Source organism: Acinetobacter sp. G18 (genome assembly GCF_052660225.1).
The window spans coordinates 3,738,353-3,764,613 of sequence record NZ_CP109658.1; the positions used below are offsets into that span (position 1 = coordinate 3,738,353).

24 protein-coding genes are annotated in these 26,261 nt (G+C 41.5%); 5 read left to right on the top strand and 19 right to left on the bottom strand.

The annotated features are described in order from the left end of the window. Positions 1 to 334 precede the first annotated feature (334 nt). Together NE363_RS17700 and abaI are read left to right on the top strand one after the other, a co-directional pair. The gene (locus NE363_RS17700; protein WP_004705983.1) at positions 335 to 751 is read left to right on the top strand and encodes a DUF4902 domain-containing protein; all 417 of its coding nucleotides are present in this window, start codon (positions 335 to 337) and stop codon (positions 749 to 751) included. Between the two features lie 63 nt (positions 752 to 814). Further along, positions 815 to 1,381 (top strand): acyl-homoserine-lactone synthase AbaI, encoded by a 567-nt coding sequence (gene abaI, locus NE363_RS17705; protein WP_081401429.1) that lies wholly within the window; start codon positions 815 to 817, stop codon positions 1,379 to 1,381. A 141-nt stretch (positions 1,382 to 1,522) separates the two neighbouring features. On the opposite strand, the gene NE363_RS17710 is transcribed toward abaI, so the two are convergent. The 7 genes from NE363_RS17710 to NE363_RS17740 form a co-directional block, all read right to left on the bottom strand. Then, a complete protein-coding gene (locus NE363_RS17710; protein ID WP_049065479.1) occupies positions 1,523 to 2,884 on the bottom strand; it encodes an MFS transporter in 1,362 nt (453 codons plus the stop codon). Positions 2,885 to 3,004: 120 nt separating this feature from the next. Continuing rightward, a complete protein-coding gene (locus tag NE363_RS17715; protein WP_077165067.1) occupies positions 3,005 to 4,030 on the bottom strand; it encodes an enoyl-CoA hydratase/isomerase family protein in 1,026 nt (341 codons plus the stop codon). Between the two features lie 12 nt (positions 4,031 to 4,042). Continuing rightward, positions 4,043 to 4,816, bottom strand: coding sequence for an enoyl-CoA hydratase (locus NE363_RS17720; protein ID WP_005309095.1), 774 nt, complete (start codon positions 4,814 to 4,816; stop codon positions 4,043 to 4,045). A 21-nt stretch (positions 4,817 to 4,837) separates the two neighbouring features. Then, the gene (locus NE363_RS17725) at positions 4,838 to 5,965 is read right to left on the bottom strand and encodes an acyl-CoA dehydrogenase family protein (protein WP_004705988.1); all 1,128 of its coding nucleotides are present in this window, start codon (positions 5,963 to 5,965) and stop codon (positions 4,838 to 4,840) included. Positions 5,966 to 5,976: 11 nt separating this feature from the next. Beyond that, positions 5,977 to 7,626 (bottom strand): AMP-binding protein, encoded by a 1,650-nt coding sequence (locus NE363_RS17730; protein ID WP_445535545.1) that lies wholly within the window; start codon positions 7,624 to 7,626, stop codon positions 5,977 to 5,979. A gap of 81 nt (positions 7,627 to 7,707) precedes the next feature. Next, positions 7,708 to 8,598, bottom strand: a complete 891-nt coding sequence (gene mmsB / locus NE363_RS17735; RefSeq protein ID WP_049065474.1) for a 3-hydroxyisobutyrate dehydrogenase — start codon at positions 8,596 to 8,598, stop codon at positions 7,708 to 7,710. 11 nt (positions 8,599 to 8,609) lie between these two features. Further along, on the bottom strand, positions 8,610 to 10,127 hold the full coding sequence (locus NE363_RS17740; RefSeq protein WP_191012432.1) for a CoA-acylating methylmalonate-semialdehyde dehydrogenase: 1,518 nt from the start codon (positions 10,125 to 10,127) through the stop codon (positions 8,610 to 8,612). A 165-nt stretch (positions 10,128 to 10,292) separates the two neighbouring features. Between NE363_RS17740 and NE363_RS17745 the strand changes: the two genes are divergently transcribed. Further along, positions 10,293 to 11,174, top strand: a complete 882-nt coding sequence (locus NE363_RS17745; RefSeq protein WP_032010330.1) for a LysR family transcriptional regulator — start codon at positions 10,293 to 10,295, stop codon at positions 11,172 to 11,174. Positions 11,175 to 11,236: 62 nt separating this feature from the next. Here NE363_RS17745 and NE363_RS17750 read toward each other — a convergent pair whose 3' ends face one another. The 5 genes from NE363_RS17750 to NE363_RS17770 form a co-directional block, all read right to left on the bottom strand. Then, positions 11,237 to 12,661 carry an amino acid permease gene (locus NE363_RS17750; RefSeq protein WP_081400358.1) on the bottom strand — a complete coding sequence of 475 codons (1,425 nt, stop codon included), beginning with the start codon at positions 12,659 to 12,661 and terminating at the stop codon, positions 11,237 to 11,239. A gap of 378 nt (positions 12,662 to 13,039) precedes the next feature. Beyond that, complete coding sequence (locus tag NE363_RS17755) at positions 13,040 to 14,479, bottom strand: amino acid permease (protein ID WP_445535546.1); 1,440 nt, start codon at positions 14,477 to 14,479, stop codon at positions 13,040 to 13,042. Between the two features lie 162 nt (positions 14,480 to 14,641). Further along, positions 14,642 to 15,001, bottom strand: a complete 360-nt coding sequence (locus tag NE363_RS17760; RefSeq protein ID WP_049064657.1) for a RidA family protein — start codon at positions 14,999 to 15,001, stop codon at positions 14,642 to 14,644. Positions 15,002 to 15,011: 10 nt separating this feature from the next. Further along, positions 15,012 to 16,115 (bottom strand): alanine racemase, encoded by a 1,104-nt coding sequence (alr, locus tag NE363_RS17765; RefSeq protein ID WP_445535547.1) that lies wholly within the window; start codon positions 16,113 to 16,115, stop codon positions 15,012 to 15,014. A gap of 20 nt (positions 16,116 to 16,135) precedes the next feature. Then, positions 16,136 to 17,401, bottom strand: a complete 1,266-nt coding sequence (locus tag NE363_RS17770; RefSeq protein WP_445535548.1) for a D-amino acid dehydrogenase — start codon at positions 17,399 to 17,401, stop codon at positions 16,136 to 16,138. Positions 17,402 to 17,537: 136 nt separating this feature from the next. Here NE363_RS17770 and NE363_RS17775 point away from each other — a divergent pair, with 136 nt between their 5' ends. Continuing rightward, a complete protein-coding gene (locus tag NE363_RS17775) occupies positions 17,538 to 18,005 on the top strand; it encodes an Lrp/AsnC ligand binding domain-containing protein (protein ID WP_001247568.1) in 468 nt (155 codons plus the stop codon). A 40-nt stretch (positions 18,006 to 18,045) separates the two neighbouring features. Here the strand turns inward: NE363_RS17775 and NE363_RS17780 are convergent, their stop codons facing one another. After that, entirely contained in the window at positions 18,046 to 19,191 is a 1,146-nt protein-coding gene (locus tag NE363_RS17780) for a DUF1624 domain-containing protein (protein ID WP_445535549.1), read from the bottom strand. A 74-nt stretch (positions 19,192 to 19,265) separates the two neighbouring features. On the opposite strand from NE363_RS17780, the gene NE363_RS17785 reads away from it, so the two are divergent. After that, positions 19,266 to 21,365: a TonB-dependent receptor gene (locus tag NE363_RS17785; protein ID WP_445535550.1), complete on the top strand. Its 2,100-nt coding sequence runs from the start codon at positions 19,266 to 19,268 to the stop codon at positions 21,363 to 21,365. Between the two features lie 43 nt (positions 21,366 to 21,408). On the opposite strand, the gene NE363_RS17790 is transcribed toward NE363_RS17785, so the two are convergent. The 6 genes from NE363_RS17790 to NE363_RS17815 form a co-directional block, all read right to left on the bottom strand. Beyond that, positions 21,409 to 21,789, bottom strand: a complete 381-nt coding sequence (locus NE363_RS17790; protein WP_445535551.1) for a nuclear transport factor 2 family protein — start codon at positions 21,787 to 21,789, stop codon at positions 21,409 to 21,411. 25 nt (positions 21,790 to 21,814) lie between these two features. Beyond that, positions 21,815 to 22,195, bottom strand: a complete 381-nt coding sequence (locus NE363_RS17795; RefSeq protein ID WP_004706008.1) for a ribonuclease E inhibitor RraB — start codon at positions 22,193 to 22,195, stop codon at positions 21,815 to 21,817. Between the two features lie 127 nt (positions 22,196 to 22,322). After that, complete coding sequence (locus NE363_RS17800; RefSeq protein ID WP_049064652.1) at positions 22,323 to 22,988, bottom strand: RluA family pseudouridine synthase; 666 nt, start codon at positions 22,986 to 22,988, stop codon at positions 22,323 to 22,325. A 110-nt stretch (positions 22,989 to 23,098) separates the two neighbouring features. Beyond that, positions 23,099 to 23,800 (bottom strand): DUF1003 domain-containing protein, encoded by a 702-nt coding sequence (locus NE363_RS17805; protein WP_004706012.1) that lies wholly within the window; start codon positions 23,798 to 23,800, stop codon positions 23,099 to 23,101. Between the two features lie 80 nt (positions 23,801 to 23,880). Further along, the gene (locus NE363_RS17810; RefSeq protein ID WP_445535552.1) at positions 23,881 to 24,384 is read right to left on the bottom strand and encodes a DUF2867 domain-containing protein; all 504 of its coding nucleotides are present in this window, start codon (positions 24,382 to 24,384) and stop codon (positions 23,881 to 23,883) included. Positions 24,385 to 24,871: 487 nt separating this feature from the next. After that, positions 24,872 to 26,071 (bottom strand): MFS transporter, encoded by a 1,200-nt coding sequence (locus tag NE363_RS17815; protein WP_445535553.1) that lies wholly within the window; start codon positions 26,069 to 26,071, stop codon positions 24,872 to 24,874. Between the last annotated feature and the right edge of the window lie 190 nt (positions 26,072 to 26,261).

Genomic DNA, 26,261 nt, shown 5'->3' on the forward strand with positions numbered 1-26,261 from the left:
AGCATCTACAATAATTTAAAAAATCAAATAATTACACCATAATCTGTATTGCTTATGATTATCCTTTCAATAATGAGAATAGATAATCCATATAAAGTTCATCATCGGTCGTATGATTTCGTAAATTTCAACAAGTTATTTTCGACTAAATAACTAAAGTTACTCTATTCTCATATAAGTAAATCTTAATATCCAAGTACCCCTCTAATAAGGTCAGCTTAACGATATAGGCCATGGAATTATCTTTAACCTGTTAAATATGACAGTATTTCATTGGCAATAATTTATGTTATTTATCAGTAGAATTCCATTTTAGGTTACTTAAACAAGTAGCATGGTCAGCATACCCACTCACTTTCCAATCTCAGCAGATGGTTTTATTCGGATGAATGAAAACCAGCTTATGAACCACCCTCTCCGACACATCTTATCCATTGTTGAATCAATACAAATCGAAGATTCACAAATTTTCTATTACGGTTTTACTGAATGGGCAACACTAAAGACCCCTGCTTTAAGTACTGGATGGGACTGGGTATTCATTGAGCAAAATGGGTCCGCTAGCTTAAAACGAATTGGCCTGCCGAGAAGCAATATCATGATCGTTGATGTATCTGGTACAGATATTGGATTTGATGTGACTGGATCATTAATCGAGAAGAAAATCGACAGCCTGTTCTGGGAACAGTTCATTTATGCCCAAATCAATACAAGATTAACAAAGTCTAAATTGAGCCCTAATTTCTCCTAGCAACCTGTAAATTTTTACAGTTACCGCCTTCTTAGCTGTTCAGTAAAGTCACATCAAAAATAAGTGGAAGCACTTGTAATGAATATTATTGCTGGATTTCAAAACAATTTTTCAGAAGGCTTATATACCAAATTTAAAAGTTACCGCTACAAGGTGTTTGTTGAACATTTGGGATGGGAGTTAAACTGTCCACATAATGAAGAATTAGATCAATTTGATAAAGTCGATACAGCTTACGTCGTCGCTCAAGACAGAGAGTCCAATATTATTGGTTGTGCCAGATTACTACCTACAACTCAACCGTATTTACTGGGTGAAATATTTCCTCAATTAATGAATGGAATGCCTATTCCCTGCTCACCAGAAATTTGGGAACTCTCAAGGTTTTCTGCCGTAGATTTCTCGAATCCACCTACCACAGCGACTCAAGCAGTATCATCACCTGTTTCGATTGCCATTCTGCAAGAAGCAATTAACTTTGCAAGAGAACAAGGTGCCAAACAACTTATTACCACCTCACCTCTTGGGGTAGAGCGGTTACTACGTGCTGCTGGGTTTCGTGCCCATCGTGCAGGCCCACCAATGACGATTGATGGATATGCTATGTTTGCATGCTTGATTGAAGTGTGATTGGTTAAATCAAAGTCTAAGAATATTGGTGACATTGCAAAGATGAAGGTCTTAAGCGGCAATCTCGTTTAACTCGCCAAATTTCAAAAGCCCTAGTCAAAAGATTAGGGCTTTTGAAATTTGAAAGACTCAAACTTAATATCAAGACTGCTCAGTAATTTTGTTTTTCAAATTTAATTCTGATTTTTTATGGTAAGCCTCATCAGTTTTAGTCTGCCAATCACGTGGCATAAATGAAGTCGATATAATCGCAACGATAGCCATAGATCCAATATAAATCATAATTAAATATGGATTACCCTGCCCGATACTTAAAAGTTTGGTCGCAATTAACGGTGCTAAACCACCACCAAGCACCCCAGCTAACTGTACCGAAATTGAAATTCCGCTATAACGAATTTCTGCTGGAAATTGACGTGCAAAAAGCTGAGCTTGCGGCGCATACATAATTGGGAATACAACTCCAATTGCTAAAACAATGGCTGTCCAAACTAATACCGGATCTTTGGTGTTGAGCATGGTAAAAAATGGATAGCTGTAAAGCGCCAGTATGCATAGACCAAACATAAACATATTGCGTTGGCCAACCTTATCAGACAAATGTCCACACAATGGCGTCATAAATAGAATGACTATTGCACCGCAAATGGTGGCAAATAAAATGTCTTGGCGTGCGATTCCAAGTTGCGCAGTGGTATAAGCCAATGTAAAAGTTGAAGCAATATAAAACCATGCGTTCTCGGCAGCACGCGCTAAAATAATGGTGATGAGTTGCTTTGGATGGTTTTTAAAAACTTGCAAGGCAGGAACTTTGACTTCTTCGGACTGCTGTTTTACTTTTTCAAAATCTGGTGACTCTGGTACTTTTACCCGAATGTACCAACCCACTGCAAGTAAAATAATGCTGGCAAGAAATGGTAAACGCCAGCCCCAGCTAAACAATGCTTGCTCAGGTAATAACGATACCAGTCCTAATGCAATTGAGGCTAGCATTAAACCACCACCCGTACTGGCTTGTGGCAAACTTCCCCAAAAACCCTTACCGCCTTCGGGAGCATGTTCAACGGCCATAAGCACCGCACCGCCCCATTCACCACCCATAGCCATACCTTGAATGAATCGTAAGACAACCAAACAAATTGCAGCCCAGTAACCAATTGATTCGTAAGTCGGTAATAAGCCAATCAGTACGGTTGGAATACCCATGAGCATCAGAGTCAGTAGCAACATCGATTTACGGCCAATCTTGTCACCAAAATGACCAAAGACTAAACCACCAAGTGGACGGCCAATAAAACCAACGGCATAGGTAGCGAATGCCGCAAGTACACCTGTAAGTGGGTCTAAGTTAGGAAAAAATAGCTTGTTAAAAATCAGCGCTGCCGCCGCACCATAGATAAAAAAGTCATACCACTCAATAGTAGTGCCGACCATGCTAGAGATGCCTGCTAATCGATGTGACGACTTTTTAGGATGTGAACCGTTTCCATGTATTGATTGCATCATAATATCCTTTTTAGATTTTCTTGTTTTATCTTTTTTATGCTTATGACCAGCCCTGACCATAAGCATTTTCAGGTCTCGCTTTATCTCCTTAAGCTTTTTAGAGTTGCGTAATAAGGCTTAGCTCAATTTTTCTAAAATTGGCTCAAATTTCGAATTACGTTCTTGCCACTGTGGTTGTTTGTCTTTATCGACAATGAGAGCACGGACACCTTCAATAAAGTCACCATGCTCAAACCAAATGTCCTGTAAATCACGTTCAAGCTGCATACACTGCGGTAAAGAAAGCCCACGGCCTAAATGTTGCAGTTTCAAACTGGTTTGTTTGGCAATAAATGAGCGCTGCTGCAAAATACTGAGCATCTTACTTGCCCAAGTCTTTAAGCTTTCATCTTGTTCATTTTCAAGACTTTGCTCAATTTCATCTAAATGCTGATATCCGAAGTGTTTACGAATACCTTCAGCCAATTGTTTGAGTTCACTTTCAGCAGGGCGAGTAATAAATCGGGTAATGATGCGTTCAATTCCCTCTTTGCTTAAACTTGGCGCTTCAACCAGAGCATCTTGCAAAGCTTGTAACTGCTCGCTTGGCACATGGTAGTCAATTAAATCAAGATAAAGCGCATCGCTACTGCTGATCTGCTCGCCCGTAATTGCCATATAAACGCCAATATCATCAAGGCGAGACAGGAAATGCGTTGCGCCAACGTCTGGGAAAAAGCCAATCGCTGTTTCAGGCATGGCAAATCTAGACTTTTCGCTGCTTACCACAATGTGACAAGCCTGAGCCAAGCCAAAACCGCCACCTAAAACATAGCCATCAAGCAAGACGATGACTGGCTTTGCATATTCACGCAGTATATCTAGCATTTTATATTCGGCACTAAAGTACCCTTTGTAGTCGGCCGTGCCATTTTTATAACTGTCGTAGAGATAGCGAATATCTCCACCTGCACAGAAGGCTTTTGGGCTATTTGACTTAATTAATACTGCCTGAACAGCAGCATCATTTCGCCACAGTTCCAATTGGGCACCAATACTTTTAATCATGTCTAGCGACAATGCATTGAGATGAGTCACACGGTCTAAGGTAATAATGCCCAACTTACCTTGTTGCTCAATCATTAAGTGATTTTCTGTATTCATTTTATTGATCTCTTACTGATTTTTAAAATTTGGTTTTCGTTTTTCAACGAACGCCTGCATTCCTTCTTTTTGGTCAAATGTTGCAAATATTGAATGGAACATACGTCTTTCAAAACGCAAGCCTTCAGTCAGATTCACTTCAAAAGCTCGGTTGATGGTTTCTTTGAGCATCATATTTGCAGTTAAAGATCGTGCCGCAATTTTTTCAGCTGCTTGCAAGGTTTGTTCAAGTAATTCTTCTTTGCTAAACACACGTGCGACTAAACCACTTTGCTCTGCTTCTACAGCACCCATTTGACGAGCGGTAAAACACATTTCCATTGCTTTGGCTTTACCAATAGCATGAGTTAAGCGTTGTGTACCACCAATACCCGGAATTACTCCTAAGGTGACTTCGGGTAAGCCAAACTTGGCGTTATCAGCACAATAGATAAAGTCACACATGAGCGCCAATTCACAGCCACCACCTAATGCATAGCCACTCACCGCTGCAATTAGAGGTTTACGGCGCTGTGCAATACGATCTGCAAGATGGAAAAAGTCATCAAAATAAATATCTGGAAATGCTAAATCAGCCATTTCTTTAATGTCTGCACCTGCGGCAAAAGCTTTTTCAGAACCTGCCAATACGATGCAACCAATTTCACGGTCTTTTTCGAGCTGATCTAATGCCTGATTAATTTCACTAATTAATTCACTGTTTAAAGCATTGAGCGCTTGAGGGCGATTTAATGTAATCAGTCCAACCCCATTACGCTTTTCTAATAAAATACTTTGCCACTGCATTATTTATTCCTTGTTCTGATTTTATAGACTACGTGCAATCACTAAACGTTGGATATCACTGGTGCCTTCGTAAATTTGACAAATACGCGCATCACGATAAATACGTTCAATAGGGAAATCTCTGAGGTAACCATAGCCACCAAACACTTGTAGTGCGCTCGAGCACACACGCTCAGTCATTTCTGAAGCAAATAACTTAGCCATTGAAGCTTCGTTGAGACACGGTTGACCTGCTTCTTTTAAACGCGCAGCGTAGTGAACCAGTTGTCTCGCTGCTTCAATTTCAGTTGCCATGCTGGCAAGGCGAAATGCGATGGTTTGATGCTCAAAAATTGGTTTTCCAAAAGTAATACGCTCTTTGGCATAACGAGTCGCCTCTTCGAGCGCCGCACGTGCTAAACCGACTGCTTGTGCAGCAATACCAATACGTCCACCTTCTAAATTGGCAAGAGCGATTTTCAAGCCCTCACCTTCTTTACCCAGCATCAGGCTTTTATGGATGCGCACATCTGTCAGGGCAATCTGGCAGGTATCTGATGCATGCAGACCGAGCTTTTCTTCTACACGAATTACTTCATAACCTGGCGTTTCACGTGGGACTAAAAATGCACTAATGCCCTTTTTACCCGCGCTCGGATCAGTCACTGCAAACACAATAATGACGCCGGCATTATTACCCGAGGTAATAAACTGCTTGGCACCATTTAAGATGTAATCATCGCCATCTTTGACAGCTCGGGTTTTAATGGCTCCCGCATCTGAACCTGTATGCGGTTCGGTTAAGGCAAAAGCGCCGATCATTTCACCTTGTGCTAAAGGTTTTAAAAAGCGTTCTTTTTGCTCGTCGGTACCAAACTTTAAAATAGGTACACAGCCAACCGAGTTATGTACACTCATGATGGTCGAGGTTGCACCATCTGCCGCCGCAACTTCTTCGAGTGCCAGTACATAGGCTAAGTTACCCGTGTCTGAACCGCCCCATTGCTCTGAAACAAGCATACCCATAAAACCGAGTTGCCCCATTTGAGCCAGAGTCTCTTTTGGGAAAGTTCCGTCTCGGTCCCAATCGCTGGCATGAGGCTTAATTTGTTCTTGGGCGAAACTTTTCGCCATGTCACGGATAAGTAATTGTTCTTCGGTAAATTGCATTATTATTTCCTTTACCCTGCTTTAGCTTGTTGTTTAGCAATTTCTTGATTACGCAATAAAAAGCGCTGAATTTTGCCACTTGGAGTTTTAGGTAATTCACTCACAAATTCAACTAATCGTGGGTAAGCATGAGCAGAAAGTCGTCTTTTAACAAACTGACTAAGTTCTTCAGCAAGTGTTTCTGATGGTTGAGTAGTCGCGGATAAAATCACGAATGCCTTAACCACTTCGGTACGGTCTGGGTCAGGCACACCAATCACTGCTGCTTCAATCACAGCATCATGTTCAAGCAAAGCACTTTCTACATCGAATGGACCAATGCGGTAACCCGATGTGGTGATTACATCATCACTACGACCTACAAAGCTCATGCTGCCATCGGCATGTAACTCGGCCGTATCGCCCGTTAAGTAGTAATGACCAACAAATGGCGATTTACGGCTTTCTTTATAGCCACCAAACCACATCATTGGAGACTGGCTAATATCGACTGCTAAAATTCCTGATGTGTCTGGCGGAAGTTCTTCACCTTGTTCATTAACAATTGCAACACGATAGCCCGGACTTGGGAAACCTGCTGAACCAGCATGAATTTCATGTTTTAAACCATGATGATTACACACCACCATGCCGACTTCAGTTTGCCCATAGTGGTCATAAATTGGAGCATCAAGAACTTGTTTAAACCAGCGAATCACTTCTGGATTCAGCGGCTCACCGGCACTGCTCACGACACGGAACTGCCCCTTTAACGGCGCCATTTGCGCTGGATCTGCTGCCATCATCATGCGGTAAGCCGTTGGTGCACCTGCCAAGTTGTTAACTTTATAATCTTTCACAATTTGGCATAGGCTATCTGTACTGAACCCACCTTCATAGAACAAAGTAGCGTGGCCTAAGAATAACGGCCCAGTAATCGCGTAGTAGAGCCCATACGCCCAACCCGGATCGGCAATATTCCAAAACGAGTCTTCTTCGGTTAAACCAATGGCATCTTGCATATATCGCCCAAAGGCAATCAGTGCTTTTAAAGGCACTTCCAATGGTTTTGCAGGCCCTGTAGTACCTGAAGTAAACATGAGCAAGAAAGGATCTTGAATGTTACGCATCACCAGATCACATTGATCGGACTGCTGCTTCACCTCATTCCAGAAATTAAAATCGCCTGCTTTAAGCGGAGTACCTTGTGCGTCGGCCACCGTCACAATTGCAGGGCAATTTTCAATTTCATCAAGCTTGCTACGGTTACCCATATCGGTCACTACTAGCTTACTTTGTGCAAGCTGAATACGGTGCTCAATCGCTTTTGGGCCAAATGCAGTAAATAACGGTTGATAGACTGCACCAATTCGCCAAGCTGCAAAAATCGTCACGATCAGTTCAGGTGTTCTTGGTAATAGACCTGAAATACGGTCACCCGTTTTCACACCTTGTGCTTTTAAAAAGTTGGCAAATTGACTCGACCATTCTTTTAATTCACGGAAGGTATATTGCTCTTTTCGTCCGTCTTTTCCTTGCCAGTACAGCGCGATTTTGTCGCCATCTGCATGTCGATCACAGCATTCATAACAAGCGTTCAGTGCATCGAGTGAACCTGACAACATCTGTTTAGCAGTGCTTTCCAAATCGAAAGCCTGTACAGCATTTTGATAATCCATCATATCTTTTCCCTCAGTCCGGATTTGTTGTTATTCACGACAGGGTTTGATTTATTGGTTTAAAGCCATCCTTTGGCTTTACCGTTATGCCTCTTGTGGCAGGTATTGCTGAATAATGCTCGAAAAATCGAGATTGGCATTACCACGCATACACATTTGCTGATAAAGCTGTTGCACCATACCACCTAATACAACGGGCTGTTTGACTTGGCCCGCGGCCTCTACAGCGAGTCCTAAATCTTTTAGCATCAGCTGAGTCGCAAAGCCGTCTTGGTAACCTCGAGACGCAGGCGCATTTTCATTAATATGCGGCCATGGGTTACATACATCCGAACTCCAACAACGGCCACTTGAAGTGTTAATGACGCCTGCCAATGCTTGTGGGTCGATACCTAACTTCACACCGAGCGCCATACCTTCGGCTACCGCCGCCATTGAAATCCCTAAAATCAGGTTATTGCAAATTTTGGCAATTTGTCCTGCACCCACATCACCACAATGAACAATATTTTTACCCATGTGGCTAAGTACAGGTTTTACTTCGTTAAAGGTTTGATCATCGGCACCCACCATAAAGGTTAAAGTTCCCGCTTGAGCACCAATGGTTCCACCAGAGACTGGTGCATCACAGATTTTAATATTTTTGCTATGCGCAACAGCCGAAATATCTTTGATGGTTTGTGGGTCAATGGTACTGCTATCAATGCATAAGCTACCTGCTTTTAGCACCTCCAAAACACCATTTTCACCCAAGTAAACGTCTTTAACATGCTTTGCTGCAGGCAACATGGTAATGACTACATCAGCTTGTTTAGCTGCTGCCTGAGGGCTGTCGCAGACTATGCCACCTGCCTCGGCGAAGTGCTGAATAGCAACTTCACTGAGGTCATAACCATAAACTTTGATTCCGGCTTTTAGTAGGTTATGGGCCATTTTGCCACCCATATTTCCTAGACCGATAAAGGCGATATTCATCCGTGATCCCCTTAACGTAAACTAATGGTTGTGTTTACACCGCCAACTTCATGGCTATCTTCAAACCAACGGCTGGTAATGGTTTTGGTCTGGGTATAGAACTGGACAGCCTGTTTGCCGTATGGTCCCAAATCACCCAGTTTTGAGCCTCTTGAACCTGTAAAACTAAAGAACGGCACAGGTACAGGAATTGGAATGTTGATACCGACTTGACCAATATCAATTAAGTTTTGGAAAGTACGTGCAATGGCACCACTTTGGGTAAATAGACCTACACCGTTTCCAAATGGATTAGCATTGATAAGAGCAATCGCTTCATCGAGTGTATCTACACAAATAATCGAAAGTACAGGACCAAAGATTTCTTCTTTATAAATACGCATGTCGGTCTTTACGCCACTAAAAATCGTCGCACCAACAAAATTACCCGATTCATAGCCTTGAACTTGAACATTACGACCATCAAGCAGAAGTTCTGCCCCTTGCTCAACACCGCTATTAATTAAATCAAGCACACGCGCTTTAGCACGTTTTGAAATGACTGGGCCAATGTCAGTATTTGGCTCATGGCCTGCGTTTACTTTTAAGGTTTTCGCCTTTTCGACTAACTCTTGAATCCATTGTTTGCTATCTCCAACCATGACTGCAACAGACAATGCCATACAGCGTTGCCCAGCAGCACCAAATGCTGCACCCACCAAGGCATTTAGCGTTTGTTCTTTATTGGCATCTGGCATGACAACCACATGGTTTTTTGCACCCATCATTGATTGCACGCGTTTGCCATGTTGCCCTGCAAGGTTATAAACATGTGTTCCAACCGCAGTTGAACCTACAAATGAAATCGCTTTAATGTCTTTATGAGTACACAAACGGTCAACCACTTCTTTGCCGCCATGCACAACGTTTAGTACCCCTGCTGGAATACCTGCTTGAATCGCAAGTTCAACCAACATCATGGTTGATAACGGGTCTTGTTCTGATGGTTTTAAAACGAAGGTATTGCCACACACAATTGCCATTGGGAACATCCAAAGTGGAATCATGGCTGGGAAATTAAACGGCGTAATACCCGCACAGACACCCAAAGGTTGTTGCAAGGTATACGTGTCTACCCCACGCGCTACGCCTTCGACATATTCACCCATTTGCAAAGTGCCGATCGAACAAGCATGCTCAACTACTTCTAAACCACGTTGAATATCACCTTCGGCATCTGCCAAGGTTTTGCCTTGTTCAGCAGTCAAGACTTGTGCAATTTCCTTCATGTTGGCACGAATTAAGTCTTGTAACTTAAGCATAATGCGCATACGTGCCTGAATTGGCGTTTGACGCCAAGAAGCAAAAGCATCTTGTGCGGCTTGAATAGCAGCGTCAACTTCTTGAACTGTAGCAAATGGTACGCGACCAATCACTTCCTGAGTGGCAGGGTTAATAATATCTTGCCATTCCTGTGTTTTAGATTCGATAAACTGTCCGTTAATGAGTAACTTAGCGGTTTCCAATTCGATTTTTTGGATTGTGTTCATAACCTCTCCGTAGGCCATATTTTTATTGTGTTCAGTTATTAGAAAATACTGATCTATGTATTTTCTTTATTCAGGTTTCATTTGAGACTAACAAAGAAAGCTTTGACCACCAACGCAAATTCATGCACGATTGTTGTGCAAATATGCACAGGGACAATAACAAAAATGAAAGTGGATTGGGATCATCTACAGTTTTTTCTGGTTTTGGCTCGCACTAAAACCTTAACCAATGCTGCACGTATTATTGGTGTCGAGCATAGTACGGTGGCTAGACGAATTCAGGCTCTAGAACTTGCTTTGGGTACAACGTTGTTTAAACGTGAAGCAACAGGCTATGAGTTAACTCTCGAAGGCATGGCACTTGTGCCTCGAGTTGAGCAAATGGAACAAGCCTTCTTACAAATTGAAAAACCACATCAACCATTGCAAGGTCGTGTGCGAATTGGCACACCTGAAGGTTTTGGAACTGCATTTTTAGCACGTTTACTGGCTGAGTTCTCTATTCAATACCCACTGCTGACCATCGATCTGATTCCAGTGCCAAAAATGATTAAACTCTCCCACCGTGAGGCAGACATTGTCGTGTCAATTGAGCGCCCAACCTCGGGCCCTTATATCATTACCCGCTTGTCAGACTACTGCTTAAAAATTTATGGCAGCCAAAACTATCTAGCGCAAAACCCACCCATTCGCGGTTTGGAAGATTTAACTCAGCATCGCTTTGTAAATTATATTGATGATCTGGTGTATAGCCCAGAGCTGTATTGTTTAGAACGGCTCCCATTAAAGCTGAATGCTAACTTTCGCAGTAGCAGCATTTTGGCCCAACAAATTGCAGTGAGTGCTGGTGCAGGGCTTGCGATTTTGCCCAAGTTTCTAGCAGACGATAAACCTGAGCTCGAAGAGGTGTTAGAGCAGCAAGTTCGTTTCACGCATACCTTCTGGATGCTAACCTTTGTTGATTTACAGCACGAACCACGCATTAAACTGGTCTGGGATTATTTGCGTAAACAAGCCGATAAATATCAGCACTTACTGGTTGATTAGACATCTCAATAAAAAAGCCAATCAATCATGATTGGCTTTTTGGGTAAATCGAGAAATGATTATTAAAAGACTTCTCGGCCTAGTTTTTTCATACGCGGTTTATAGAATGCATAATAGGTAATGCCCAAAACCACCAACCATACCGGGCTAACGTAGAGTGCTTTTAATGTATCTGGCTCTAGTGCCAAAATCACTAAAGTAAACAAGAAGAATGCAATGACAACATACGCCATCAACACCCCACCTGGCATTTTAAAGGTTGATGCTGCGTGAAGCTCAGGACTCAACTTACGGTAACGTAAATAGCATGCCATGATCAGAAGCCATACACTAATGAATAGAATCACACAGAGTGAACTTGCCAAAGTAAATGCTTCCATCGTGTTTGGAACAAAGTACTGAAGCACTGCCCCACCCATAATAAAAATACATGAGAAGATTAAACCATTGGAAGGTACGGCACGTTTTGATAAACGTCCCAATGCACTTGGCGCCTGACCATCTTTCGATAAACCGAACAGCATACGACTGGTTGAAAACACACCACTGTTCATTGAAGACATCACTGAAGACAGCACCACCAAGTTCATGATGATGGCTGAAACAGGAATACCCGCATTTAAGAACAACTCAACAAATGGACTTTTATCTGCACGAATGTGATCCCAAGGTGTTACTGACATCACCACAAAGAGTGCCAACACATAGAATAGAATAATACGTACAGGAATCGCGTTAATTGCCTTCGGTAGATTTTTCTCTGGATCCTTCGTTTCAGCAGCTGTTGTACCAATCAGTTCAACACCAATAAAGGCAAACACAGCAATCTGGAAACCTGCCAAAAATCCGCTTACACCTTTTGGAAATATGCCACCATGCGACCACACATTACTTACACTCACAACCTCACCATGCGGAGCTTGAAAATGAGTAAGGAGCATGTAGCCACCGACTCCAATCAGGCCAATAATGGCCAAAATCTTAATGAGTGCGAACCAAAATTCAACTTCACCAAACAACTTCACCGTAAGAAGGTTAAGCCCTAAAATGAATAGTACACAGCCTGTACTAATCATTGCTTGTTGCATGGGTGAGAAACTGGCGCCTTCAGGCAGCCAGAAACTTAAATAGTTAATGACCGCAGACAAGTCAGCAATACCGACCAGTACCCAGCCTAACCAATAAGTCCAGCCTATATAATAGCCAGCCCATGGCCCAATCAAATCATATGCCATATCGACAAATGATTTGTAATGTAAGTTGGCAAGCAGTAGTTCACCTAATGCACGCATCAGAAAAAAGAACATGCCACCAATTATCATGTAAATCACGAGGATTGAAGGACCTGCGAGGGAGATGGTTTTGCCCGAGCCCATGAATAGGCCGGTTCCAATTGCACCGCCAATTGCAATCATTTGTAAGTGGCGATTATTTAATTTCCGTTGTAAATGATCAGGGGAGCTTGCCTCATCGGGATGATGAACCATTGTCATATTAGAAGTCCTTTTTATATTTTGCTTAACTTAAAATCAGCAACCTATAGGGAGAAAAACGAACCGTATATCGTGGGTTGCTGAGTCTATACCTCAGGACAAGATGTTCAAGTATATTTTTTCCTTAATTGATAAATCGTTTGTCCTGTTTTTTTAAGTCACATTATTTATGTACTGCCTTCACGGCAATTTTAATTAACATATCTGGATTCTCCAGATTAGCCGGAGTGTAGCATGCGGTAATACAAAATGTCGCTTTTCTACCCCCCTCTAAACTGTGCTATTGATTCAAAAATAAACAACATTATTCCGATAAAAAAACTGATGAAAATAAAAAAAGCCAATCATGATTGATTGGCTTTTTAATAAAACTTAATGATCGTTAATGAGTTCACGTCCTAGCTTTTTCATACGTGGTTTGTACAACATATGATAGGTAACACCTAAAATGACTAGCCATACTGGACTGACATACAGAGCTTTTAAAGTATCTGGCTCTAGCGCCAAGATAACCAAAGTAAAAAGCATAAATGCCAAAACCACATAACTCATCCAAACGCCACCCGGCATTTTGAAAGTCGATTTTTCATGTAATTCAGGACGTAATTTACGATAGCGTAAATAGCACACCATAATGAGACTCCACACACTAATGAATAGAATCACACACAGTGAACTTGCTAAAGTAAATGCTTCCATCGTGTTTGGAACAAAGTACTGAAGCACTGCCCCACCCATAATGAAAATACATGAGAAAATCAAACCATTTGAAGGTACTGCACGTTTTGATAAACGCCCAAATGCACCCGGTGCCTGACCGTCTTTTGATAGACCAAAAAGCATACGGCTGGTTGAAAACACACCGCTGTTCATTGAAGACATCACTGAAGACAGTACCACCAAGTTCATGATAATGGCTGAAACAGGAATACCCGCATTTAAGAACAACTCAACAAACGGGCTTTTATCTGCACGAATGTGATCCCAAGGTGTTACTGACATCACAATAAATAGTGCCAACACATAGAACAAAATAATACGTACAGGAATCGCATTAATTGCTTTAGGCAAGTTTTTCTGTGGATCTTTGGTTTCGGCAGCCGTTGTACCTACCAGTTCTACCCCGACAAAAGCAAATACAGCAATCTGGAATCCTGCCAAGAAGCCTTCCGTGCCTTTCGGGAATAAACCGCCATGTGACCAGACATTACTAATGCTTGCAACAGTACCTTGAGGAGCTTGGAAATGGCTGAAAATCATGTAGCCGCCCACTCCAATCAGGCCAATAATCGCCAGAATCTTAATGAGTGCAAACCAGAATTCAATTTCACCAAATAGGCGTACTGTTAAGAGGTTAAGCCCCATCACAAACAATACGCAGCCTGCACTGATCATGGCTTGTTGTGTTGGAGAGAAGCTTGCTCCATCGGGCAACCAGAAGCTCAAATAGTTAATGACTGCTGAAAGATCCGCAATACCGACCAGCACCCAACCCAACCAATAAGTCCAACCCAAATAGTAACCCGCCCAAGGACCAATCAGGTCATGAGCCATATCAACAAACGATTTGTAATGCAGATTTGCAAGGAGTAACTCACCCATTGCACGCATTAAGAAAAAGAACATGCCTCCAATAATCATATAGATCAAAAGGATTGAAGGACCTGCGAGGGAGATAGTTTTGCCCGAACCCATAAATAGGCCGGTTCCAATTGCACCGCCAATAGCAATCAGTTGTAAATGACGGTTAGACAGTTTTCGTTGCAGATGATCAGGAGAATTTTCCGTATCTGAATGACGAGCCGTTGTCATATTAAAATTCCTTTTTGAATTCCTTTGTTAAGATCAGCAACCTATGGCTAAAATTGAACCGTATACCATAGGTCACTGAATCTGTTCACCAAAAAATGACTGGATAAACCGTATCTATCTTCCTTCTGTTAGATACATCATCATTTTTGGAGTAAAAACGAATTACTTTTGTGCTGCCGTCACGGCAATTTCAATTAACCAATTTGGATTGACCAAATCGGCCTGAATTGTGGCACGCGATGGCGCAACACACCCTTTTAACCAGTCAACCCAAATTGCATTTACGGTTGAAAAGTCAGAAAGATTTTTTAAATAGAGCTGCGCAGAAAGCAAACGAGATTTATCGGTATCAGCAAGTGCCAAAAGTTCATCAATCGTGGCAAGAATTTCACGAGTTTGGCCTGCCACGTCTTGCTCGGTATTTTTAGGTACCTGACCTGACAAATAAACCACTTTGTTAAAAACAGTCACGGCGCTCATGACTTCGTTAGTGTTAATCTTTTGTATATCTGAATTAGACATTCGGATTTCCTTATACCTGATTAATAAATTGAACACGGGCAGTAACAGCACACATCAGTTCATAACCCACCGTACCGGATGAAACTGCAACATCATCAATAGGTAAAACGACGCCTGTACTTGATTGGCCCCAAAGTACAACTTCACTGCCGACTTTGGCGCTCTCAATGCCTGTTAAATCAACTGCCAACATATCCATGCTGACACGGCCAATTGTGCGAGTGCGGACAGAATCCACTAAAACAGGCGTACCTGTTGGTGAAATACGCTGATAACCATCGGCATAGCCGCAAGCGACAATCCCAATCGTCATGGGTTGCTCTGCCACAAAGTTTGAGCCATAACCGACGCTTTCATTCGGTTCTAAATGCTGAACAGAAATAATTTCAGTGCGTAAGCTCATGGTCGGTTGTAAGCCCCAATCCGCAATACTATGGGTCGGGTAATCTGGTGAGCTGCCATAAAGCATGATGCCGCTACGGGCATAATCTGATTTGAGCTGATCTTGATAACGCAAAATTGCCGCACTATTACTTACCGACCTTTCGCCCGGTAAATCTTTTACAATTTCTTCAAAGGCAGTAATTTGATAATCAATACCCTGCTGGCCGAAACGATCGCCATCTGCATCTGAAAAATGCATCATGTGCGTAATCTTGGATACGTTCGTCAAGTTGTTTAAACGCTCCCAAGCCTGAACATAGTGTTGTGGTTTAAAACCAAGACGGTTCATACCACTGTTCATTTTTAGGCAAACATCAAACTGAGCAGGATAAGGATGCTTTTCTACCCACTCGATTTGCGCTTCACTATGAATGGTGAAACTGAGTTGATAGTGCACACAATCAAATAAATCTTGAGGAGAAAAAATTCCTTCGAGCAATAAAATTGGACCTGTCCAACCTAGAGCACGAATTCGTTTTGCCTCATCAAGATCAAGTAAGGCAAAGCCATCTGCTGCTTTAAATGCTTCATAAACACGTTCAATGCCGTGTCCATAAGCATTGGCTTTTACAACGGCAAAGACCTTACTGTTTGGCATGGCCTTACGTACCACCGCCAAGTTATTTTGTAAGGCCTGACGGTGGATGACTGCGGTAATAGGACGAGGCATGATTACTTTCCTAACGTCCGTTATGCAGCATGCGCGTGTGAATAACGCTGAATTGAAAGACCATCTGTACTGATTTCAGTCTTATGATTCAATACGATGTCACTGATTAATTTTCCTGAACCACATGCCATGGTCCAACCTAAAGTACCGTGACCTGTATTCAAGAACAGATTTTTAAAGCGAGTCGCACCAATAATTGGGGTACTGTCTGGAGTCATTGGACGTAAGCCCGTCCAGAAAGACGCCTGTGCCATATCACCACCCGGGAACAAGTCCTGAGTCACCATTTGCAAGGTTGCACGGCGGTCTTCGTTTAGACCTAAATTGAAACCACTTAACTCTGCCATTCCACCTACGCGAATACGTTGGTCAAAACGGGTAATCGCAATTTTGTAGGTTTCATCAAGCACTGTAGATTGCGGAGCAAAAGCAGGGTCAACAATAGGAATCGTCAACGAGTAACCTTTCACAGGATATACAGGCAACTGTAGATCAAGTGGTTTCAAGAAATCACGTGAATAACTACCAAACGCTAGTACATAACGATCTGCGGTTAAGACCTTACCACTGACCTGAACGCCCTTAATTTGATCGCCTTCAACAATCAATTTTTCTACGTTCTGATTAAACTGGAAGTTAACACCCAACTCTTTAGCAATTTGAGCTAAGGCATTGGTAAATAAATAACAGTCACCTGTTTCGTCATTTGGTAAATGTAAACCACCAACAAGTTTATCTTGTGCATTTGCCAACGCTGGTTCTACACGACCAAGTTCGTTACCATTTAATAATTCGTAGCTTACGCCGCACTCTTGTAGCACGCTAATATCGCGTTGAACCGCTTCCATTTGTGCTTCTTTACGGAATAACTGCAACGTACCTTTAGCACGGTTTTCGTAATTAATGCCAGTGTCTTTTCTAAGTTCACGTAAGCAGTCACGGCTGTATTCAGCCACGCGCATCATACGTTCTTTGTTTACAGCATAGCTTTGTGGATTACAGTTTTTTAGCATTTGCGCCATCCACTGTAACTGCCACATGCTGCCATCTAAATTAATCGCAAGCGGTGCATGGTGTTGGAACATCCATTTCACAGCTTTAAAAGGGATTCCTGGTGCTGCCCAAGGGGTTGAATACCCAGGCGAAATTTGACCTGCGTTACCAAAACTTGTCTCTTCAGCAGGACCTGACTGGCGATCAAGAACAGTGACCTCAGCTCCTTGTTGAGCTAGATAATAGGCACTTGCCACTCCAATAACGCCGCTACCTAATACAATTACGCGCATTTCCATTCCCTCACGCACACCAGTTTATTTCACTAGTATATTTCTGCTTCAATAGTTTATTTCACTGTTTTTCAGGGTATAATCTAGGTAAATTTATGTTTTTCTCGCGAGAATTTTAAAAAAAGAGGAAATATCTATGCGCCCCTTAGATCGTATAGATCGCATGATTCTGGACATTTTGCAGCGTGAAGGACGAATTGCGATTAGTGAATTGGCATCGAGAGTCAACCTCTCTACCACCCCTTGTTCAGAGCGTGTAAAACGCCTAGAACGCGATGGCATTATCATGGGTTATTACGCGCGGCTAAACCCAGCCTACGTTGACCGTAACCTGCTCGTTTTTTTAGAAATTAAGTTATCTGCCAAATCTGGTGATGTATTTGACCAAGTGGCCAGAGACCTCGTTGAGATTCCTGAAGTGCTTGAATGTCACCTTATTTCAGGCGAATTTGACTACCTTGTAAAAGCCCGTTTAAAAGAAATGAGCGCATACCGCCGCTTATTGGGTGATCTATTAAAGAAACTCCCTGCATCGGCATCGTCACACAGTTATGTGGTCATGGAAGAAGTGAAAGAAACTCTGTATTTAGATGTAAGCAAGTAAAGCGAGCATTCTTGAACTCGCTTTACTCACATTTTAGAAATTAGAAATATTTTAAAATCGAAATATGCTTGTTTTGATGTTTGAACTTCGAGAACCACTTAACCGCTGGATAGAGTGCAAAAGACAGTACAATCGTGATTAGCCACAGCATCCATACATGGCTGACCGACAAATAGTTTCCGTAGTTAGCTCCCCACACACTGAGTGCCAACACATACATGAGTTTCAACACATATAAGTGCAATAAATAAAAGAACATCGGCACCGAACCAAACACGACCAATGGTTTTAGAAATGAATATTGCTGCATACGTTCAAAAGCAGTCAGTACAAGCAAACCAATTCCAACATTCAGCAAAATAAACAGTAAAGACGGCGGATACTTGGTGAGATTAAAAAAGCTCATAAGGCTCAGTTGTAATGACTCAAAATGCTGCCACGGTTGGTCACCATAGACGTTGATAAAACGCAATAAAACAAATAGCCCAATACTTGCTAAACCAAGACTGAGTAAAGCACGGCCTCTTTGCTTTGCTGTATATTTTGAACTAAAGAACTGACCTAAAACGTAGCCCAATAAAATTACCCCTATCCAAGGTAAAACAGGGTAACTTGTACGAAGCTTAATACCCGCAAACTCAAGCCAGCCACGTTCATGTAAAACGAACCATATATTCTGTAGGATGCCTTGTGAGAAGTGCACAGAATCTAGCAAGTTGTGTCCAAAAATAATGACTAACGCTACACCAGCAAGCACTGGCAAAGGCAAACTTACACAGCAAGCCAGCACCACCATACTAATACCGATCGCCCAAATCACCTGTAAGTAAATGACTTCGGGTGGAAAAGTCGCTGTCCATGCAAAATTCACAAGGGTAAGCTCTAACACAATTAAAAATAAGCCGCGTTTTAACAGAAAGGCACGCGTTTGTTGTAAGTCCTGTTTTTTGGACTGAAATAAAAATGCAGAAATACCCGTTAAAAGTACAAAAACCGGAGCACAAATATGTGCCAATAATCGACTGCCAAATAATGCTGGTTCTGTTACTGTTACGTCCATTGGATCGGTAACCTGTTTATGTAAATAGAAAGTTTCTCTTACATGGTCGAGCAACATAATGATGATCACCAAACCACGCAATGCATCAATCGACTGTAAACGTTCAATATTCTTTTCTAAAGACATAGCAGTAATCAATAAAATAATGTAACGTTATACTATTACATTATAGTTCTTTTGTCTTTCATGGCTGATTATTTATGCAACACAAATTAGGATTGTTGTCTTCGTTAGGGTTATCTTTTATATCAACATTCTCTTGGGGAGATGAAACCTCAACAGTACTTGAGACCATACGCGTTCAGGCTGAAAGTACCCAAGAAGGTGTGAGCCAAAATAGCTCGGCGACTAAATTTACTCACGATGTTTTAGATGTCCCTTTTAACCGTGCTTATGTTTCTAAACAAATGATGGAACAACAAGACGTTCAACGGATTGATGACGCATTAAGCTTAGTGAGTGGGGTTTTTCATCAAAACAGTTTTGGTGGCGGCTTTTGGGATAACTACTCTTTCCGTGGTTTTAGTACCGATCCCAATTTAGGTGCTTCCATGATCCGTAACGGTTTGAGTGTCAACCGAGGGATTAGCGCTCCAAAAGATGTCGTAAATATTGAATCTTTAGAGTTTTTAAAAGGGCCAATGGCGGCTTTATATGGTCGCGGCGAAACTGGTGGTTTGCTTAACCTCAACAGTAAAAAACCGCAGTGGGAAAGCGAAAGTGAAGTTAACCTACGTGCCAATACCCAAGAACAATATCGAATTAGTCTAGAACACACGGCGCCTATTAACGATGAACTGGCCTATCGTGTAGCCGTGGCTCATGAAGATAATCAAAGCTTCCGTGATCATGTCAGTAGTGAACGCTGGTTCTTTTCACCGCAGCTCACATGGAAAATTTCAGACCAAACGCAACTCGACTTTGATAGTGAATTTACTGAGCACAAAGGAACCTTTGACCGTGGTGTAAGCACCGTCAATCATCAGTTTGTGATGGACCCGAAAACCTTTACAGGTGAACCTGACGATGGTGATTTGAAAATAAAAGATTACTTTTACCAATTACGTCTGAGTCATGAATTTAACCCTGACTGGAAACTAAATAGTGCTGTCAGTTATAAAGACGCCAAAATGGTCGGCTTTGCAACCGAACCTCGTCGTATGCAAGCCGATGGCCGTACTTTAGAGCGTCAACGTCGCTATCGTGATTATACAAGTCAAGATGTTCTGGCTCAGACAGAGTTACTTGGCAAGGTTGATACTTCGTGGGCGCGCCATGAAATTTTGCTTTCAACCGAGCTTGGTCAACTCGACTATAAACAATATCAACTGCGTCGCAACCATGATTCAAACTCTGCCACTACAGTGAATACTATTGATATTTACCAACCTGAATATGGCAAATATTTACCAAACCTAGCACCGTTTACCAACACTAAAGAGCGCCAACGCTATTTTGCACTGAATGTACAAGACCAGATCTTCTTTAATGATCAATGGAGTGTGCTATTTGGTAACCGTTTTGATCAGGTCGAGCAAGACTTTAAAAATCATCTGACGCAGACTGAAAGCAATCAGACACTTCATCAAAATAGTCCGCGTTTCGGAGTAAATTTTAAAGCCTCTGAGCAATGGGCGTTTTATACCAACTATGGCCGCTCATTTGCCATGAATAGTGGTATGAATCGAAATGGACAGACTTTTGCCCCTGAAAAAGGCGAAAGCTACGAGGTCGGCACCAAATATAAAGTGAATGACCAAAGTGTGCTGAGTCTCGCTTTGTTTAAAATGAAAAAACAGAATGTGCTGACAACCGATCCAATCGACAAAGACCTTCAAACTGCAGCAGGCGAAGTGAGTAGTAAAGGAATTGAGTTTGACTTAAATAGCCAAATCACTGACCGCTGGTTCGTCAATGCCAACTATAGCTATACCGATGCTCAAATTGAAAAAGACCAAGACTTGCCAAAAGGTGCCCGTCTGAGCAATGTGCCAAAACACCAAGGTGCTGTAAGTACCAATTATGAGTTTCTACAAGAAGGCTCAACAAAAGCAGGTGTAGGTACCAACCTTACTTATGTGGGCGAACGTAGCGGACATAACCTTGATAATGGCTTTAATTTACCAAGCTATACCCTCGTGAACTTAAATGCTTACTATGCCCCATCTGACCGCTTACGCTATCAACTGAACGTAAACAATTTATTTGATAAAACTTACTATGTTTCAAGCTATAGCGATTTGTGGGTTCAACCGGGTGAGCCACTGAATGCTTCAATCTCCGCACAGTGGAAGTTTTAATTCATCTATAAAATAAAAAGCCCGAATTATTTCGGGCTTTTTATTAGAACATGCCATTTTCATTCACAAGCGGTTCAGGCTGCATTTGCCCGATATCCCAAAGCTCAGCAATTTTTCCATTTTCAAAACGACAAATATGAACCACAGCCAAAATGGTGGCTTTGTCGTTCATTTGCATTTCAAGTTTCGAATGCACAGCGACTAAAGTCCCATCTTCAATGACATGCTGAACATCAAAGACTTTGTTGGGATTTGCAGCCGCACTTTCACGCATTCCTTCCTTCAACGAAGTCGCATCACCCGCATAATAAGGGTTGTGATGCTTGAAGTTAGGCGCAGTGTAATTGCTGTAGGCTTCATCAACTTCGCCTGCTGCGGCAAGTTCTAAAAACCGTACCGCAATTTGTTTTTGAGATAAGTTCATGAGTATCTCCTACTCTTTTTAGACCTTATTGTAAGAGGTCGTCTTCTTCACTTTCTTCCTCAAAGACATAGGCCATACAGCCCCATCCGTCATATTCGCCCTGAAATTTTTCAGCGATGCTGGCAAACCATTGCTCTAAGTCAACAATGTCTGAATACTCAGGTTCCATATTCACGAAGATGGTAATTACCCACTCGTTTGGTTCAACAGAGTCATCTTGGAAAAGTGAAACTTTTTGTTCTTGGTAAAGTAAATAGAGTGCACATTGCTCTGCATTTTTTTGATCTTGAAATGCAATTGAAAATTCAATTTCATGCAGCTCGGTTAAATCATCCCCATCTTCAGCCATTTGCCAAAGTACATTGCCGTTATCGTCATCTGGAAATTGTTCGTAGTCACGAGTCATAAAGTGATCCTTGTTGTTGTCGCAGTATTAATATTATTCGGACTTAGAATACCCGACTTTTATTGCAGTTTGGGTATATATTCCGTTCCCAATTGCATCAAATTGAATTTTTAATTGTATGTAAATTTTAAAAAGGCACTTGGGATTGAATGACTACATCTGTGCCTTTCAATGGATGCTGAAAAGCCAGATAGGCAGCATGTAAAGCCATACGGCTTAAATGAAAACGTTTAGGTTCAGGGTGATACAACTTGTCACCCATAATCGGATGTCCAATGTGCATCATGTGCACACGTAGCTGGTGCGAACGGCCTGTGACTGGTTCAAGTAACACTCGCGTTTGATCTGTTTTTTCATCATAGGTGAGAGGCTGAAACAACGTTTTAGCATGTTTGCCTAGTTCAAAATGTACAATTTGTCTTGGGCGATTTTCCCAGTCAGTAATGAGAGGAACTTCAACACTGCCCTCTTCTGTGACTTGGCCTTGCACCAACGCAATATAATGTTTTTTGACTGTTCTGGCCTGAAACATTTTACTTACCGCAACTTCTGCATCACGGTGCTTGGCAAACATCAGTAAGCCAGACGTCGCCATATCTAAACGATGCGTCACTTTAGCCAAAGGGAACTTTTCTAGCACCCTTAAATAAGCACTGTCATGATGCTCAGGTAAGCGACCCATCACAGACAACAATCCCGCAGGTTTATCAACTACAATCAAATCGTCGTCTTCAAATAAAATTGAAAGCGGATCTTGTGGTGGAGCGTAAACAAAATTGTCGTTCAAAGGCATGGTCGTAGAAACAGCAATGGAGCATGGCGGCAAATCATAAAGAAATTTCAGACCTACCGCAAAACAATCTATAAGCTTTCATCATGTTCCACGTGAAACTCGAAAAATCTTTATCGCTTTTTATTCATTTCAGCTAAAAGATCGAGCTGAATTTCTTGAATATGTGCAAGCCTTTCCCACTGATGCGATAAAAGATGGTCCATTTTTTCATGCAAATGGCGAATCTCAAGCTCGGCTTTTAAATTAATTTGATAGTCATGTTGAGAACGCAAACGGTCTTTGGCTTCTTGACGGTTCTGACTCATCATAATAATAGGTGCTTGAATTGCCGCTAAACAAGACAAAACCAGATTAAGCAAAATAAATGGATAAGGGTCGACAGGACGTACCACCATCACGACCGTATTTAGAATAATCCAGCCTATTAAAAAGATAGCAAAGCAAATCAGGAAAGCCCAACTACCACCAAATGTCGCGATCTTATCTGCCAGTTTTTCCCCAAACGTCCATTTTTGATCAAAGTCGGATTCGGTATCTCGGCTAATCAGCTCATGGCGTTGCATGCTGCCAATCACTTCGTTTTCTAAATTAGTTAACTCGCCTTTTTCGGAGCGTAATAGTGATTGAACGTATTTAATTCGATAATCTGCCAGATCTGCTCGGCAAATAAAGCTTGAGAAAGACCAATCCGGATGATCTTGAATAATTTCCTCACTAATCACATTCCGAATAACTTCGCCTGAAACCAGATCTTTTAACGGGAAATTCTTTCCGCATACGGCGCATTGGCGACACTGGTTTTTATTCTCCATTTTATACAGCTCGCAATTATGATCATAAGGATATTATATAGGTGATTTCAGGCGACAACATCGTAAATAAAAATAATGCTTTAACCCAATATTTGTAAAGTTGCTGGCACTATTTTTCGATGTGCAGGAATCACAGGAACCATGTAGAGTCTTCCAAGCCAATTTTTAATATGCACCACTGTAGTTATGGTGAGTACTTGAGTCTTTTCATTCTTATAAACAGATAAAGTCACATTTAAGTGCTTGTCATCGTCTCCAATCACTAATTCATTTTCGGTACGTTGTCGTAAGGTGAAAATTCCAATTCGGTCACCTGCGACATACTCATTTTCTTTTTTATTCGTATCTATTTGCTTAAAACTTCCTAAGTCTTTAAGCCCAATTATTGAAGTAATTTTATTACGCATATTCATGCTCCACTCTATCCACGCTGGAGTGTGTTGAAATAGCTTAATAAGCTGCCCAAATACATTCAGGTCGGGCTGACCCAGCACAATACTCCACGAGTCGTGGAAGTAAGCATTGTTCAATTGAGATGAGATTTTACTGTCGCTAGGTAAAGCAGAAAGATAAGGCTTATTCATAAATTATATTCTTGTAAAGTATCGTTTTTATTATAGAGAATTTTTTAGGGTGTCAAGGGAAAACATCTATGGTTTACTTCAACAATTATAACTTTGTAAGTTAGAACCTTATGCCTATAAACTTTTGATCTATAGCGTCCTAAGCCGAATCGAGACCTTTTGGGTGAGTACACACTAACGTTATACGTTTTGGTGCATGCTACTCTTTTCGATCCCTATCACACCCTTGAGATATAGTTTAGCCAGCACCCTGCGGGATTGTTTTTCTAAGAAAAGCTAATTTTTAATATTTTTGGGAATTTTTACGCCATTAGACAAATTTAAAAGAATTTATTCCCATTTACTAATAACTAGTTATATTTAAATTCCATTTTATTTGTATTTTTCGGTTTATTTTACCAAAGCATTAACTGTTTTGAGCAATTAGGCACCAGCCTATAAAAAGTAAATTACCCTTCATTTTTTAGTCATGAAGGGCAAAAGTCTTTTATGAAGAAATAAAACCATGTTTACGAGCATGGTAAACAGTAAATAACCCGATCACGGCAAAAGCCAGCATAAACCACGGAAAAGAAGCTGCCCCAAAACTTTCAAGCAATCCTCCGCCAATCATTCCACCAAATGCGATAGCAAGGTTAAATACAGTGACCAACATAGACTGCGCTACATCTGCTTCGTGACCCGCAGTATTTGCCAAGGCTGTTTGTAATAATGTCGGAGCCCCACCAAAAGTAACTCCCCATAACACAACACCCACCAGCACGACAAAGCTTGAAGAACTATAAACACCTAACAGCGCTGTTGCGATAGCAAAGATAAATAAGCTTAAAAGCGTTATTTTTCTTAATGAACGATCGATAAACATGCCTGTAATGAGAATCCCGACAATTGAGGAAATACCGAATATAAACAGGATAGTCTCAACGTTATATGTCTGCCCTGTCGAGGCCAGAAATGATGAAATATAAGTATAGAGAATGCTATGCGCCAATATCCAAAGGAAGACGACTGCTAAAACAGCTCTAATGCCCGGCATTAAAAGAACTTTTAAAATGGGTAATCTTTTTTGCGCTGAATGCCCTGCAAAATCAGGAATACTAAAACGAATCCAGATAAATAAAATCAATGCCAATAAAGACATGATCCAAAACACGCCACGCCACTCAAACAATGTTCCCAACCATGCACCCAAAGGCACCCCTATTGATAAAGCAATGGGTTGCCCAACTCCAGCGATTGCTAAAGCTCGTCCCTGATACGATGCAGAGACCATGCGTCTTACATAACCCGCTAAAAGCCCCCAAATAACACCCGCTGCCATCCCTGCAATAAAACGAGCAATCAAAGTCAGAGTATAGTCATTTGATAAGGCAGTAATCGCGTTAAATACAAGTAACCCTGCAATAGCACTGAGTAATAAGGGTCTCCGATTCCAACTACGCGTAAGGCTAATTAGCGGTATTGCCGCTAAAACAGAACCTAAAGCATACACTGCTATAAGCTGCCCTGCATAAGCTTCTGAAATATGTAAGCCTTGACTGATTTGAGGCAAAAGCCCTGCTGGCATGGTTTCTGTCATAATGGTCAGAAAGCCTGCAACTGTAAAAGCCAACAGTTTCCAAATTGGTAATTGAGTAGAGAATTCATCAGTTAACTGATGAGATGTTTCATTACTCTTAGTATTCATAAAGCTTTTCTCTCAAATTCTTTTAAAGCGTACTTACTCTGCTCTGCATCGCTATATGTTTGTTTTATCAGGTTAGGTTGGGAAGACATTTGTTCTCCATGTGAACTAAAATCATTATTTTGGAATGATCATTCCAATTTAAGTTAAATAAAAACCTTAACTATTCAGCTCAATCATAGTTAAGGTTTAA